This window comes from Lysinibacillus antri (genome assembly GCF_003977595.1).
Lineage (GTDB): Bacteria > Bacillota > Bacilli > Bacillales_A > Planococcaceae > Ureibacillus > Ureibacillus antri.
The window spans coordinates 35,461-50,168 of sequence record NZ_RYYR01000021.1 but is presented as its reverse complement, the minus strand read 5'-3'; the positions used below and the strand labels follow the sequence as shown (position 1 = coordinate 50,168).

The following is a 14,708-nucleotide window of genomic DNA, read 5'->3' as shown; positions in this document are numbered from 1 at the left end:
TAACAGACTGTCAAAGCCTTCTCGACAGTCTATGCTTTAGAAAATGAATTGCTTTACATACACACGCTTTATAAAAATACTAAAATAGCAAGTCAGCCACAACTTGAATAATTAGTAAGAAAAAGATAGATGGTAGCAAAATCTGAAGCCATTTTCCTTTTAAATAAGGGACAATTTTCAGCCCGATATGTGAGCCAACGATTGAGCCAACTGTAACAGGAATAGCAATGCCCCAATCGACAATTCCATAGAAAAAGTAAAATAAAAAAGCACTCATACAACTTGCAAACATCATAAATCGTGTCATTTCAGCGGCTTTCACATAATTAAATTGATTTTTTAGAAAGTATGTAATGTTTAAAAGTGCGGATCCTGGTCCAAACCCACCATCATAGATTCCAATAAAAAATGGGGCTAACAGGTTAGTTCGTTGTTCGCCGTCTCGTTGTTCATTGTCTTGATGATCCGTAACTAATCCAGCTTTATTATTTTTTAAAACAAATATAAACATGGCAATTAACACAATACAAGCAACGATATTCATTGTTAGTTCCGACAATCTTGTTGCGAAAAATGCACCACTTATTCCGCCAAGTCCAGCGAGTAACATGAGTGGAAGCATTTGTTTAAGTTGTACTTTCTTTTTTAATACAAGTACAAGAACTGTCGAAAATGAAGATACGCCCGTTGCAAACTTATTGACCGCAACTGTCGCATGAATCGGTATGCCGACTAATAACAAGGCCGGTAGTAATACGAAACCTGCAGCTCCAAACATGACGCCAATAATGGCTGCAAGTATACCAATGACAAATAATAAGAAACCATCGATTGATAGCCATTCCAATAGTAAGTTTTCCAAACAAATCACCCCTACACTTAAAATACTGCTATATTATTAATAAGAAAAATATATAATTTTTGTTTATTCATAAGATTAAGTTATGAATTGGGTGAGGAAATGAATTTACATACGCTACGGATTTTTACGAATGTTGCTAAACTAGGTAGTATAACCGAAGCTGCGAATTTACTACATATTAGTCAACCTGCTGTCACTGCTCAAATTCGAAAACTCGAGCGGGAGTTAGGAGTCAAATTGATCACTGGCAAGGGAAGAGGGATTCAGCTCACATCCGAGGGTGAATTTCTTTATGAGCAAGGATTACGCTTGTTTCAATTAGAAGAACAAATTGATGAAAAGTTTAAAATCTTTTTGGAAAAGCAGGAAAAAGTGCAAATTGCTTCGTCTTACATATCGACGAATTATATCTTACCGCCAATCATTGCAGGTTATAAACTAGAAAATCCAGGTGTCGATGTATATGTGTCGTTAGGGAATGTGCAGTCTGTTGAGCGCCGTGTCCTTAATTATGAAGTGGATTTTGGCTTTGTAGTCCAAAGCAACATTGGTCATGAAGATTTACACTTCGAGAAAATAATGGATATTCCATTTTGGTTCGTTGTCCATCCAACACATCCTTTAGCAGATAAACAGATATCGATTTTTGAATTAAGTGAGCATGATTTTATTTACAGGGAACGAGGCAGTTCAACACTTGATTTATTAGAAGCGATTTTTTATACCCATAATTGCCCGTTACCGAAGTTCGGCATACAAATGCAAGGCGTACTCGAATCGATCAAGGTTGTTGAGGCAGGTTATGGAATGGCACTTGCACCAGCCTGCAGCGTCGATGAGGCATTAGCACAAGGAAGACTTGCTCGAGTATTTGTGGAGCAGGTGGAAGTCAATCAAAGTTTGTACATTTGTACGAGGAAAATGGATGGGAGCGATCATCCATTCATTCGCTATTTGAGAAAGAATTTAATCGAGTGAGCAACTTAACGCTTAATCTCATTAGATGAGGCCAGAGTTATTCTATTTAATTGTAGAAGGATTAAATAAGAGGGGACGGGTTGCAACGCGTCCCCCCATTCAGATAGAACAACCTTGTTTAATTACTTTTGGAAATGGAAATTATTGGGTTGCTTGAGAATATCAAAAAAGTAATTTATAAAATTCGGTGGTTTGGTTTAGTATTTTTTCAATTCAGCAATTGTTTTTTCCATATCAATTAATCCATCTTCGGTTGTTTGAATATAGTCCATTCGTTGAGCAATTGTCATGGTTCTACCGTTTCCTAGTCTTGCAGGTCTTTGTAAGAAGAGATCTTGTTCCTTCGATTCAGATAAAACTTTCTCCATTGCTTCATTTCTTACTTTTGCTTTGTTTTCTGCATTTGTAGCATCGATTTTTATACAGAGCTTAGTTTGTTCAAGTTGTAGATAATAATAGTGTTCTTTTGAAGAATCCCACCAGAACCCCCAAAAACCACCTGAAGCATTAGAAACATAATCCCAATCTCCGGGAAGTTCTTTTTGTAGTTCTAGATAGAACCCTTGCCAAGCAAGAGCACGCCAACTTTCTATTGGAGTATTCCAAAAAGATGTAACTTCATTTTCGATTTTTTTCAAATGATTATAATAATCGATAAAAATTGTATCCTGAACACCGTTATGAATCCCATCTTCTAAAACTTTCAAGGCTTTTCTGCGATTAAATGGGATATAGCCAGCACTCTTAACCGAACTATAACTGCCTTGATCTGTAATTTTATAATAGATAGGTAATTGAATTAAATTTGGATATGCTGTTTCTATTTCTGCTCTATAGCGTATTAACTGATTTGAATGGTCCTGAGTGTAAGTTTTGTCTTCTATTAAAATAGCGTATTCATCATTGATTATTACGAGAATATCAAGCCCTTTAAATTGTTGTCTAATCTGAATGGATTCTATTGTCGGAGCGAATTTATTATGTAAAGTGAATATTTCCTTAATAAAATCCACCGCTACTACATGCAATTTTTTGTCTATAGCCTGATAATCTTGGTGGGCCCAACTCATTAACCAACATAAAAAAGCATCTTGTGATAATTCACTTGTAGCAAAATGGAATAAATTTGGACGTTCAATTTTGAGTTCGCTCTCTTTTATGGCAATTTCTAAAGCTTTCTTCCAAGTAGATAACCTATTTCGATCTCTCTCAGAAATTCGTTTTGTAACTTCTTTATAAAGATCTTTTGCAAAATGTGGGTTAATATTTTCTGGATGTAACCTTGTCCAAGGATATTGATCTAGCAGTTCAATCCCGGCTTGAAATCCTTTTACATAGCCTGAATTTGATAAATAAAGAGATACATCTTCATCAAGTGATTCTTTTAAAGTGAGTTCGTTTCGGTTTAGTGTAAAAAACCATTCGTTATTCACTTGCAATCCATGTAAAGTGATACTGCCTCCTTCACCTAAAAGTTCAATAATTGTTTCACTTTTATTCATAGTATTCTCCTTTAAGATTGATAAAAGTCTTCTTTGATTTTTACATAGTACCCACAAAATTTACGACAAACCCAGGCAGGATCGACAATTTGTATTTGCATATCTCCATTCGGAAAAAAGTCGATATAATCCCAAGCGTCCTCAATCATTTCTGACCCACAGTTCGGGCAAAACTCTGGGTATTTGTTTTTATTCATATAGGTGCTCCTAAAATATATAGTAAGTTTATATGGGGAAAATATCTAAATTTAATTATAATGTACAATTGATCTCAAATGAAAAAACATGTAAATTAACAATTATTAAAAATCAATTGGAAACAAAGGTTGTTTTTTAGTTCAAATATGAATTTAGTTTATTGGAGGAGAGTAATGTGGATTTTAAGATGGTACTACACTTAGTATTTTATAAGCTGCTGGTGTTTGTTGTTCAATAAATACAGTGCATGTTGAGAAGTAGTAAAATTACAAATTAACAAGTTGCAACGAGTAAAGTAGTATTGAAAGTTACGTAGGGATGTCTTGATATATTTAAATTTCAATATTGAAAAGGAAAACTCAGTAATTACCCATCACTGAGCTACCTCCTGTTAAATGCCTAGCATCCTACACTCTTATCTTCTTGTCAAATTGCTCAAGATACTCACATAATTGAGAAAACTCTACGGAGAAAATATCCTTTATTGCAAATTGATCTTCTATTTCGCCGATGACAGTTGCAAATTTGCGATATAAGCGTTGGGTATAATTGTGATGGCGATATGCATAAAAGCGAAACTCTTTTATATCATCCTTTTCCTCTTTCATCAGTTTTGTGAGTTGTTTAAAATAATATAAAAAGGCACGACTTCTTCGATAATTTGGTTTTAAAACAGCACAATTTACAAAAGCAATATGCTGATCTTCAAATTGATTTTCTCGCGTACCGTATGTATAGCAAGCGAATCCAATCATTTCTTCTTGTTCATCTAAAATCAACAAAACATTCTCCTGTCCAAGAATCAAGTACAGACTTCCTATTGCATCGAATAATGAATAACTTACTCCAAACGCTTCATCGAACATATTACGATTTTGCAAAAGAAAATAGACAAACCTTTCATATTCTTCTTCTTGTTGGCACTTAAGTAGTCTCACTTTCACAACTCCTTTTACTCATTATTAAACACGCCAATGAATTTTTTTACTGATAATCAGATACGAGATATAGGAGAAAATCAACAAGATGAACAATTCATTTCCCGTTGTGGTAGTCCAACCAACTGTGAGCATCCCATGTAATGCATTCGCCACATAGGTTGTCGGTAATAAATAAGAAATCCACTGTAAAATAGATGGAAGCTGATCTAAATTGACCATAACAGGTGTCATAAACGTGACAAACATTAATAAAAACTGAGACACTACATTTGTAAACTGTGGATTGGGTGATAAAAAACCGATTGAGACGCCAATTCCTACTACACTAAAAATAGAGATAAAAGTAACTGGGATTAATAACAACTCAAAATGAAGTTGAATCCCATACACTTGTTGACCTAATATAAATACAATGATAAAGGACGGTAATGAAGTTAAAATTCCATAAAAAAGCAAGGACAGAATAAAATTGATTTTACGGATGGGTAAAGATGAATAATAAGTAAAGTAACCACCAAATTTTTGATGGGAAATGTCTTGAGCTAAGACGTTCATTCCCATTAACAAAATACTAAAAACCATATTCCCAATAATGATACGTGCTAGCTTTTCAGCATTCATATCTCCCACGATAAATTCAAGGAATAAAAGAGTAACAACTGGAAACATGGTCGCCATGCCTAAAATCCATATTAATTGATAGCGAACGATTGAAATTTGGATACGAAATAAAATAAATAATTCCACAAAAAAATGAATGACGGAATGCATTTTCATAACCATTCTCCAACCTTTTGCTCATGAATTTTAGAATATACATCCTCTAAACTAGGTGGAAGCAAAGAAAATTGACGAATGTTAAAACGATCATCTTGAATAGACTCTATAGCGCTAGCCACCTGTTTCTTCTCAATTAATATACGAAATTTCGTATCTTCCATTCTTTCAATTTCTCCAAAAACTCCAAGTTGCTCTTGAATGTGAAGTGACGATTCATCTTGGGTAATGACTTCCAAGCGCATTCTTTGATCGACTCTTTCCTTAAGTTTTGTCACATGGTCGATCGCTAAAAGCTTCCCATGATTAATGACTGCCACTCGATGAACGACTTTTTCTGCTTCCAAAATATTATGGGTTACTAATATAATGGTTACACCCTTTTGATTTTGTTCTTGGATGATTTCCCACACTAATTTACGTTTTAAAGGATCTAACTCGTTCGTTGGTTCATCTAGAATCATTATGGATGCATGTCCGATTAATGCTGTACCTAGACCAATAAGCCTTCTTTGTCCTCCAGAAAGGCTCTTTAGCAATGTATGTCGGTATTCATTCATATCCAGTCGCTCTAATATCCCCTCTGTCTGACACTTCGCTTCATTTCGTGTCAGTCCTCTTAAACGTCCAGTAAAATACAGAGATTCCCATACTTTTAAAAAGGATAAGGCAAAGGTTTCTTGTGAATAGTATGCGACTTGTTTTAATAGATGTTTTGTGTCGTTTAAGATATCTTGCCCTTGAAACTTAATTGTCCCTGATGTAGGGGCTAATTGACCCATCATTTGTTTAATTAATGTCGTTTTCCCTGCGCCGTTTGGTCCTAAGATGCCAATGATCTCTCCTTTATAGATGGGGAAGGAAATATCATCATTTGCTTTCTGTACTGCTTTTTTATAACAATAACTAACATGTTCCAATTCATATATTCGTTCACCCATAGTAGAGGACCTTCCATTCATTTTTTAGAAAATTCAAGGTCTGACTTGATCATGTCAGACCTTTTTGATACTGTGGAATTTTACAAATATTATGGATTACAGTATAAGAAAAACAACCTTGATTATCTTTCTATTTTTCTATCTCCACGATCTGGTGCTGGTACTGAAATAATTCCTCTAACCATTTCCATATTTATGGACACCTCCCTTTTATGCATGTCTTTATTCACAGCAAAAATAGAAATGTTTTACACTTAGCTAGGAATCATTATTTAAAAACTGAATAAATCATCCTAACCTCAGACCATTCTATATCACAAAGGTTAAAATTAAGTTAAATTAGTCGTTATAATTTATTGAATTTCACATCGAAGTTTGTTGTCCCTAATTAAGAAAGCGCCTTAGAATTATATTCAATCTTGGCACACATATAAAAAAGCATGTTTTGTCGTCTGGCACAAAACATGCTTTCATTAATTTATTGGCTAATGATATATCTTGTTACTTCTGTGCTGATTCACAAGCCCAACCATCGCCATTCCATCATGCTTTTAAACGAAATGCTTTTTCATATGTTCAAGCAATTCTGTAGCAGCTAGTAGTTTCTCTCCTCCGCCTTGTGCAAAGGAATCACTTCCTCCACCTTTACCATTAATTAATGGAAGAACGGCATTTGATAGCTCCTTCATGCTTTTTTCTTGATTCTCTCCACGTGCAGCAATAAATTGAAGTTTATCCCCATTATCTGCTACAAGTAGAGCAATGACTTCACTATGGAGTGCTACAATTGCGCGGCCAAGCTTTTGCAATGTTTGGATGGTGCGATTTTCAAAAGTAACGGCAACAATTCCACTCACACTCTTTTCAAATAGCTCTTTTGCTTCAACCTGTAATAATACATTTTGTGCTTCATCAAGCGCTTTCTCTACTTTCTTTACGTCCGTTAAAACCTTGCGTAAAGCTTCCCCTGAATATTCTTCTGGAACACTTAACTGACGAGAAACATCGGATAAAACCTTTTTTCGCATATCTAGCTGGTCTAGTACACGTTGACCACATACAAAATGAACACGAATATTTTTCTTCATTTTTTCTGTTCCCATTATTTTTAGTGCACTAACCTGTCCTGTAGATGGTGGGTGCGTTCCTCCACAGCCGTTGTAATCAAAATCGGGGATAATTACTAAGCGAATGTCATCCTCCACTGCAACGTCTTTTCGCAATGGATACTGGGACAGTTCATCTTTTGTGATCCACTTTGTTTCAACAGGGCGATTTTCTAAAATGATTTCATTTGCGCGTTGTTCGGCAAGAGCAAGCTGTTCCTCTGTAATCGCATTTGTATTCAAATCAATGGTAACAAGCTCACTGCCAAGATGAAAACTAACTGTAGCAAAGTCAAACAACTCTACAAAGGCAGCGGTAAGTATGTGTTGACCGCAGTGCTGCTGCATATGATCAAATCTGCGTTCCCAGTTGAGTTTACCGTGAACCTCACCATTTACCGAATTGGTTGGACCATCAATATAATGGCGAATTTCATCATTTACTTTTTCAACATCCACAACAGGCACATTATTAATCCATCCAGTATCATGAGGTTGCCCGCCGCCAGTTGGGTAAAAGGCAGTATTGGAAAGAACAACATATGGTCGCTCTTTATCGATTCCAGTGCAAACCACTTGTGCTGTAAATTCCTTCATCGTTGAATTTACATAATAAAATAAATCTTTCATCCAATTTCTCCTTTAAGTATTGTATGATTATTTTGGCATATATAGGGATACATGTCATGAAACTTGAATAGAGGCTTTTGATTGACCGTGATATGTTTTTCATTATTATTATAGATAGAAATATGTTCCGATTGAAATATAAAGGAGAAAAAAGATGGAAATTACACAATTCTCATTGGAAGAAATAAAAGATCCAACAAACATTATTGAAGGCAAACGGTATGAATTTTTACTAGACGTTGAAGTAGATGAAGAAGACGAGCTTTATACAGAAGCAGGTATTGAAGTGCGTGTATTAGTTGGTCAAAAATCACCAGAAGAAACTACGATATTAAATTACTTCCTCATTGATAAAACCGATAACAAATATTTAGATTTTGGATTAGAAGATGAAGAAGAAGAAATGATATTAGCTTTTTGTAAAGAACAATTAGCAAGTGAAGCAACAGAATAAAAAAATGATAGGAGCATATTCGTGTGCTTCTATTTTTTTATTGATTTTTAAGTACTGAAAATTTAGAATATTTTATAAATATGTTATGATAAAGTAATCATTGTCGTTAAATAGTCGTAAAAAGGGGTGGGGATATGACTATTCATATTGCAGTAATTTGTTCTTCCGAGTTTGCACAACGAGTACAAACAATAGAATCAGAACTTTCTTCTATTAAATTAGATTATTATTTATATAACGAACCACAACAGGCTGCAAATCTTGTCCGTGAATTAAAGCCATGTGATGCAGTTTTCTTTTCCGGTTCAATACCGTATATCTATGCCAAGGAGATATGTGAAAGTTTACCTATTCCATCACATTATTTGCACCAAGATGAAACAGCCATTTCAACAACGCTTTTATCCATTATGAGAAGGGATGAGCTGTCTACTATTCAAGAAGTCTCAATGGATTTAGTTGAACCGCAAATCATACATAATGTTCTAGAGGATATTGGTTTTGTTTCAATTCCTAAATTATTAAAGATAGATCCAAAAATGGAAATGAAAGAGATTATCCATTTCCATCATGAATTATATGAACAAAAGAAAATTACAAGAGCCATAACGAGTGTACATGCGGTTTACGAAAGTCTAAAACAGTTAAATGTCCCTGTTGTGCGAATGATCGATCCAAAGAGCTCAATTATAAAAGGGATTATTGATACAAAAAATATGGCGTTATTAGCAAAAAGTCAGTCCGCCAAAATCGCGATAGGGTATATACAGCTCAATGGAGATACGATAGATCAAAGTAAAGAATTGCTCCTATTTAGCACCTTGTTTAAGACGAGATTAATACAGGTAAAAAACAACCAATTTATTATGTATATGACACAGGGGGATGTGGAACGGGTTGTTAATTCCTTAACGAATGAAGAGTGGAAACAGCTAAGTGCAGTGCCATTTAAATTGGCATTTGGCTATGGAAAAAGTATAGAAGATGCCACTCAAAATGCGAAAGATGCCTTGAAATTCACGAAGGAAAACTCGGTCAATATTATTACTGAGAAAAAACAATTGAAGGGACCATACCCGCATCAAAACAAATCAATCGAACTCAGAACAAAGGAACCGAAATTAGTAGAAATTGCAAAACGAACTGCTTTAAGTCCGGCGAATCTTTCGAAAGTCTTACTATTTAGTCGTACACATCCAGCCATTGAGTTTACGGCCTATGATTTAGAAAGATTTTTACAGGTAAGTAGACGAACGACCGAGAGAATCTTAAAAAAGTTAGTCGATCATCAATATGCGAAAATTGTTGGTGAGGAAATGACCTATCAGCAGGGAAGACCAAGGTCACTTTATAAGTTAAACATCCCTACGTTTATATAAAAAAAGAGATGTCCAGAAAGCACTACACTTTCTGGACATCTACGCTTCTAATAATAAAATATCGCTAAAAAGCTGTGCTCCTGCGGTAGTAACAATAAATTGTCACTATCCTCGTCGCAAAGGAGCCGTCCAAAATGACTTTTTGGACGGCTCCTTTAATCCATTTAGTTTGCAGTTTCAGCTAGTAACTCTGCATCTTTTTTGTTTAATTCAGCAATTTCAGCTTCCGTTAACTTTTGAATTGTAAAGCCTGTGAATGCGTAAATAATTGAAATAATTGGAACGACGAAGTTTAACACTGCATATGGTGCATATTCAAATGCGCCTACTCCTAATGTACCCAGTATGAATACGCCACAAGTGTTCCATGGGATGAATACAGACGTTAATGTACCGCCATCCTCTAATGCGCGTGAAAGGTTTTTCGAGTTAAGTCCTTTCTTGCGATAAGTGGATGCAAACATACGTGCTGGAACAACGATTGAAATATATTGTTCCGAACATGTAGCATTTGTTGTGAAACAAGCTAAAATTGTTGAAGCAACTAGAGAGCCTGTAGATTTCGCTGCTTTTAAAATTTGGTTCATAATCGATTGCAACATACCTGAGTATTCTAGTATTCCACCAAATGTCATCGCTACAAGAGTCATTGAAACCGTATACATCATAGAATCTAATCCACCACGATTAAATAGGTTATCCACCATTTCATTTCCTGTATCAATCACAAAGCCGCTTTGTAATGAAGCGATGGCAGTTGCTAACGTATCACCTTGAATAAATACTTGTGATAGTGTACCTAAGAGAGCTCCAATGACAAGTGCTGGAATGGCAGGTACTTTCATCACAACGAGTGCAATTACTACAACAGGGATTAATAATAACCATGGTGAAATTACAAAGCTTTCTTCAAGAGCATTGATTGTTTGTTGAATGCTCGCTGTATCAATCGAACCGTCTTTATAGTTCATGCCAATAATACCATATACCGCTAAAGCAATAAGAATCCCAGGTATCGTTGTGTACAACATATGTTTAATATGTACAAATAAATCGGTACCAGTTAAACCAGATGCTAGGTTTGTCGTATCTGAAAGCGGTGACATTTTATCGCCAAAATAAGCCCCAGAAATAACTGCACCTGCGATGATTGGAGCAGGAATTCCCATACTTAACCCAATTCCCATGCCCGCTACACCGATTGTCCCCATTGTCGACCATGAACTTCCGATAGCTAACGAAACAACAATACAAATAAGTGTGATTGTTACTAAAAACATTGAAGGTGTGATGATTTGTAACCCATAATAAATCATTGTACCGACAACACCGCCGCCGATCCAAGAACCAATGATAATCCCTACTAAAATAATGATAACAACAGCTGGTAATGCTAGTCTTATTCCCTTATACATCATTTCTTCAATTTCTGACCACTTAAATCCTTGTTTCCAAGCGACAAGGGCTGCAATCGAAGTACCGATAATTAAGGGGATATGTGGACCCTGTTCTAAATAAATGATAGTTACGATCATTGTCGCAACCATAATAAGTAAAGGTAATAATGCCCAAAATAAAGGTACTTCTTTTTTAGCTAACTCCTTTTTTTCCCCCATCTGAATTCCCCATTTCTGTTTAACCTAGTAAGTTGTGACGTTAAATAGTCGTTAATATTATTAGTGTAATAATATAAGTTTTGATATAATGTGTCAATATTTAAAAAATAGAATTTTAGGATGATAGTTAGAATATTTGAGTCTTAAGGAATGGAATTTTTGCGCGGTTAGATTTGGATGGAAAACAAAATGCCCAGCAGCCAAGTGCGGTTGCTGGGGCATTTTCACGTATATAGGGAGCTATGATAGCTCAACCTCATCTTACTCTATTTATTGTGGAAATAGGGTTATTTTACAAATTCTTAATAAAGATTAATAAACTTAAAATGAGTGCAATCAAATCTTTTCAATTAATTATATCTGTATCGTGTATATTCTTGTTAGATAGAAGCAAGTTATCTATACTTAGATTAATATATTCAGAAAAGAGTGAAAATTAAATGATACATAAACAAACTCAATCTGTACAAGTAAAAGAACTAACGGAAGAAGCACCAATCACAAGTGAATTGCAAAACAATGCTGAAGTGATACAGTCCGTTGAAACGATTTTTGTCAATGAATTTACAAATGGCGTGTTAGATCCTGCAAAGGTAATGCTAGGACCATTAAAAGATGGTGGTACAATTATTGCTAATACAGCACCTGGCTGTTGGGGGCCAATGATTACACCAAATATTCATGGAGGTCATGAAGTAACAAAACCCGTTTACATCGAAGGCGCAGAAGTAGGAGATGCAATTGTAATCGAGATTAAATCCATTCAGGTGACTTCTATGGCAACATCATCAGGAACAGATCAACCACTTCCAGAACGTTTTATTGGAGATCCATTTATTAAAGTAAAATGTCCTGGATGTGGAAAATTGGAGCCAGAGACTGTTGTAAGTGGAATCGGCAAGGGAGCGATAAAATGTGCCACATGTGATACAGAAGTCTCTCCTTTTGATTTAACAAATGGCTATACAATGGCCTTTCATCCACACGGGGAGGTCGGTGTGACTGTTGGAAAAGAGGGGGCACGTAAAATTGCTTCAAATCCTAAGCAATTTATGCGTATACCCGAACAGTCTATCCAAACACCTGTTGTGACACTTGCGCCCACAGATTTAATTGGTGTGATGGCCCGAATGAGACCATTTTTAGGGCAACTTGGGACAATGCCTTCCATAGCAATGCCAGATTCTCATAATGCAGGTGATTTTGGACAAGCCCTTTTAAATGCGCCCCATGAATATGCTTTAACAGAAGAACAACTAGAAATGCATCGAACAGATGGACATATGGATATTAACCGTGTCCGTGAAGGGGCAGTGGTAATTTGCCCAGTAAAAGTACCTGGTGGAGGAGTCTACATAGGGGATATGCACGCAATGCAGGGGGATGGAGAAATTGCAGGGCATACTACGGATGTTTCGGGCATCGTGCAATTAAAGGTAAGTGTCTTGAAAAAAGTTCCGTTAGATGGACCAATTTTATTACCGAACGTTGATGACTTACCGTATACTGCAAAACCATTCTCAAAAGAAGAAAAAAGAAAAGCAAGAGAATTAGCAGAAGAGTTTGGGCTAAAACAAATTGAAGAGGTATTCCCAATCTCGGTTGTGGGTACAGGTGAGAATTTAAACCGTGCAACAGACAATGCAATTACACGAGCTTCAAAGTTACTTGATTTAACGTCAGATGAAGTTAAAAATCGAGCAACGATTTCTGGTGGTGTAGAGATCGGGCGTTATCCAGGGGTAATAACCGTAACGTTACAAGTACCAAAGTCTATTTTGAAGAAGGCGCGTATTTATAAACTGGTAAAAAATAAATATAATTAAAAAATGTTTGTGGAGACGTCCAAAAATTCACTTTTCGGATGTCTCCTTTTCTATTATCATATATTTCTTATTTTCTCCATATAATTTTCTGATAATTTCTAATATAATGATATTTAATTCTACAATTTCATATGAACAACTGTTATAATACTGAATAACATATTATAAACTGTATTAATACAGAGTATTTAATAAATTTTTCATGTATGCAAATTTCTTTGTCAAAGGGGATGGGAAAATGATTTTAAAGGGGTTAAAAATTCTTGATTTTTCATCAATGCTACCAGGTTCATTAACAACTAAGATGTTTGCAGATTATGGAGCAGATATCATTCATATTGAGTCTGAACGTCGCGTAGATTTTATGCGAATTATGCCGCCATACGATCACGAACGGGAATCTTACATTCATCAACATATCAATCGGTCAAAAAAATCACTTAGCTTAAATATTAAAAAGCCAGAAGCCGTTGAAGTCATTAAGTCTTTAATTCAAGAGTACGACATCGTAATAGAAGGATTTCGACCCGGAGTGATGAAACGTTTAGGTCTAGATTACGAGGCATTAAAAGAGGTAAATCCACGACTAATCTATTGTTCTATTACAGGGTATGGTCAAACAGGGCCTTATCAAGATCGTCCTGGACATGATAACAATTATTTATCGGTAGCGGGTGTATTGGATTATTCTCGACTAAAAGGGAAAAAGCCGGTTGCAATGGGTTTCCAAGTGGCTGATATTGCAGGAGGTTCGTTACATGCAGCAGTAGGGGTACTCGCTGCAGCGTTACATCGTGAAAAAACAGGTGAAGGGAAATATATTGATGTTTCGATGGTAGATGCTGTTTTCACAATGAATGCTTTATATGGAACAACGTACTTAACGAGCGGCCATTTACCAGAAGCAGAAGAAGAAATATTAAATGGCGGTACTTTCTATGACTATTACAAAACAAAAGATGACCGATATTTTTCTGTAGGAAGTCTAGAACCACATTTTCGTAAACAACTTTGTGAAGCATTAGACATTCCGGAGCTTATTCAAAGTACATTTAATGATTCCGCTTACACACAAAAGCGTTTTAAGGAAGCGGTCAAAGATGCCTTTTTAGCAAAAACCTTCGAGGAATGGTTAGATATCTTTAATGAGGACTTCCATGGTTGTGTCGAACCTGTATTAACATTTAAGGAAGCATGCGATCATCCGCAAATTGCAGCAAGAAATATGATTGTGGATGTTCCAGACAGTAATGGAAATGTTCAAAAACAAATCGGTGCGGCTATCAAATTTGACCAAGTTGAGCCTACTTATAACTTTGTAGGAGCAAAACTAGGGGAGCATACAGAAGAAATATTAAAGCAAGCAGGCTATACAACAGAAGGAATTCAAGCATTAAAGGAAAAAGGAATATTAGAATAAATAGCGGTTCTTCATAGGGAAATGCGTCTCTTTTTATAAGGAGATGCATTTTTTTCGCGGATAAGTAGTATAAGTTTT

General features: G+C 35.6%; 13 protein-coding genes. 5 read left to right on the top strand and 8 right to left on the bottom strand.

Annotation, left to right across the window (positions count from 1 at the left end):
- Positions 1-79: 79 nt before the first annotated feature.
- Positions 80-871: a sulfite exporter TauE/SafE family protein gene (locus EK386_RS14310; protein WP_246027679.1), complete on the bottom strand. Its 792-nt coding sequence runs from the start codon at positions 869-871 to the stop codon at positions 80-82.
- A gap of 90 nt (positions 872-961) precedes the next feature.
- Between EK386_RS14310 and EK386_RS14305 the strand changes: the two genes are divergently transcribed.
- Positions 962-1,840: a LysR family transcriptional regulator gene (locus tag EK386_RS14305; RefSeq protein ID WP_126659861.1), complete on the top strand. Its 879-nt coding sequence runs from the start codon at positions 962-964 to the stop codon at positions 1,838-1,840.
- Positions 1,841-2,037: 197 nt separating this feature from the next.
- Here EK386_RS14305 and EK386_RS14300 read toward each other — a convergent pair whose 3' ends face one another.
- The 6 genes from EK386_RS14300 to EK386_RS14275 form a co-directional block, all read right to left on the bottom strand.
- On the bottom strand, positions 2,038-3,342 hold the full coding sequence (locus tag EK386_RS14300) for a PD-(D/E)XK nuclease family protein (RefSeq protein ID WP_126659860.1): 1,305 nt from the start codon (positions 3,340-3,342) through the stop codon (positions 2,038-2,040).
- 11 nt (positions 3,343-3,353) lie between these two features.
- Positions 3,354-3,539, bottom strand: coding sequence for a hypothetical protein (locus tag EK386_RS14295; protein ID WP_126659859.1), 186 nt, complete (start codon positions 3,537-3,539; stop codon positions 3,354-3,356).
- A 408-nt stretch (positions 3,540-3,947) separates the two neighbouring features.
- The gene (locus tag EK386_RS14290; protein ID WP_126659858.1) at positions 3,948-4,478 is read right to left on the bottom strand and encodes a hypothetical protein; all 531 of its coding nucleotides are present in this window, start codon (positions 4,476-4,478) and stop codon (positions 3,948-3,950) included.
- A 24-nt stretch (positions 4,479-4,502) separates the two neighbouring features.
- Positions 4,503-5,258 (bottom strand): ABC transporter permease, encoded by a 756-nt coding sequence (locus EK386_RS14285; protein ID WP_246027678.1) that lies wholly within the window; start codon positions 5,256-5,258, stop codon positions 4,503-4,505.
- Positions 5,255-6,199: an ABC transporter ATP-binding protein gene (locus EK386_RS14280; protein ID WP_126659857.1), complete on the bottom strand. Its 945-nt coding sequence runs from the start codon at positions 6,197-6,199 to the stop codon at positions 5,255-5,257. Before EK386_RS14280 ends, EK386_RS14285 begins: the two co-directional genes overlap by 4 nt.
- A 551-nt stretch (positions 6,200-6,750) precedes the next feature.
- Positions 6,751-7,935 (bottom strand): alanyl-tRNA editing protein, encoded by a 1,185-nt coding sequence (locus EK386_RS14275; RefSeq protein WP_126659856.1) that lies wholly within the window; start codon positions 7,933-7,935, stop codon positions 6,751-6,753.
- Between the two features lie 154 nt (positions 7,936-8,089).
- Here EK386_RS14275 and EK386_RS14270 point away from each other — a divergent pair, with 154 nt between their 5' ends.
- Positions 8,090-8,389 (top strand): DUF6509 family protein, encoded by a 300-nt coding sequence (locus EK386_RS14270; RefSeq protein WP_126659855.1) that lies wholly within the window; start codon positions 8,090-8,092, stop codon positions 8,387-8,389.
- Positions 8,390-8,523: 134 nt separating this feature from the next.
- Entirely contained in the window at positions 8,524-9,768 is a 1,245-nt protein-coding gene (locus tag EK386_RS14265; RefSeq protein ID WP_126659854.1) for a transcriptional regulator, read from the top strand.
- A gap of 164 nt (positions 9,769-9,932) precedes the next feature.
- Here EK386_RS14265 and nhaC read toward each other — a convergent pair whose 3' ends face one another.
- A complete protein-coding gene (nhaC, locus tag EK386_RS14260; RefSeq protein ID WP_126659853.1) occupies positions 9,933-11,384 on the bottom strand; it encodes a Na+/H+ antiporter NhaC in 1,452 nt (483 codons plus the stop codon).
- 530 nt (positions 11,385-11,914) lie between these two features.
- Between nhaC and EK386_RS14255 the strand changes: the two genes are divergently transcribed.
- Together EK386_RS14255 and EK386_RS14250 are read left to right on the top strand one after the other, a co-directional pair.
- Positions 11,915-13,210 (top strand): acetamidase/formamidase family protein, encoded by a 1,296-nt coding sequence (locus EK386_RS14255; RefSeq protein WP_246027680.1) that lies wholly within the window; start codon positions 11,915-11,917, stop codon positions 13,208-13,210.
- 238 nt (positions 13,211-13,448) lie between these two features.
- Entirely contained in the window at positions 13,449-14,630 is a 1,182-nt protein-coding gene (locus EK386_RS14250; protein WP_126659851.1) for a CaiB/BaiF CoA transferase family protein, read from the top strand.
- Positions 14,631-14,708: the final 78 nt, after the last annotated feature.

What these genes read in the sequence shown, in the direction of transcription:
- EK386_RS14250 (WP_126659851.1), top strand. Translation starts at nt 13,449, where the DNA reads ATGATTTTAAAGGGGTTAAAAATTCTTGATTTTTCATCAATGCTACCA.
- EK386_RS14285 (WP_246027678.1), bottom strand. Translation starts at nt 5,258, where the DNA reads ATGAAAATGCATTCCGTCATTCATTTTTTTGTGGAATTATTTATTTTA.
- EK386_RS14265 (WP_126659854.1), top strand. Translation starts at nt 8,524, where the DNA reads ATGACTATTCATATTGCAGTAATTTGTTCTTCCGAGTTTGCACAACGA.
- EK386_RS14295 (WP_126659859.1), bottom strand. Translation starts at nt 3,539, where the DNA reads ATGAATAAAAACAAATACCCAGAGTTTTGCCCGAACTGTGGGTCAGAA.
- EK386_RS14305 (WP_126659861.1), top strand. Translation starts at nt 962, where the DNA reads ATGAATTTACATACGCTACGGATTTTTACGAATGTTGCTAAACTAGGT.
- EK386_RS14280 (WP_126659857.1), bottom strand. Translation starts at nt 6,199, where the DNA reads ATGGGTGAACGAATATATGAATTGGAACATGTTAGTTATTGTTATAAA.
- EK386_RS14300 (WP_126659860.1), bottom strand. Translation starts at nt 3,342, where the DNA reads ATGAATAAAAGTGAAACAATTATTGAACTTTTAGGTGAAGGAGGCAGT.
- nhaC (WP_126659853.1), bottom strand. Translation starts at nt 11,384, where the DNA reads ATGGGGGAAAAAAAGGAGTTAGCTAAAAAAGAAGTACCTTTATTTTGG.
- EK386_RS14270 (WP_126659855.1), top strand. Translation starts at nt 8,090, where the DNA reads ATGGAAATTACACAATTCTCATTGGAAGAAATAAAAGATCCAACAAAC.
- EK386_RS14275 (WP_126659856.1), bottom strand. Translation starts at nt 7,935, where the DNA reads ATGAAAGATTTATTTTATTATGTAAATTCAACGATGAAGGAATTTACA.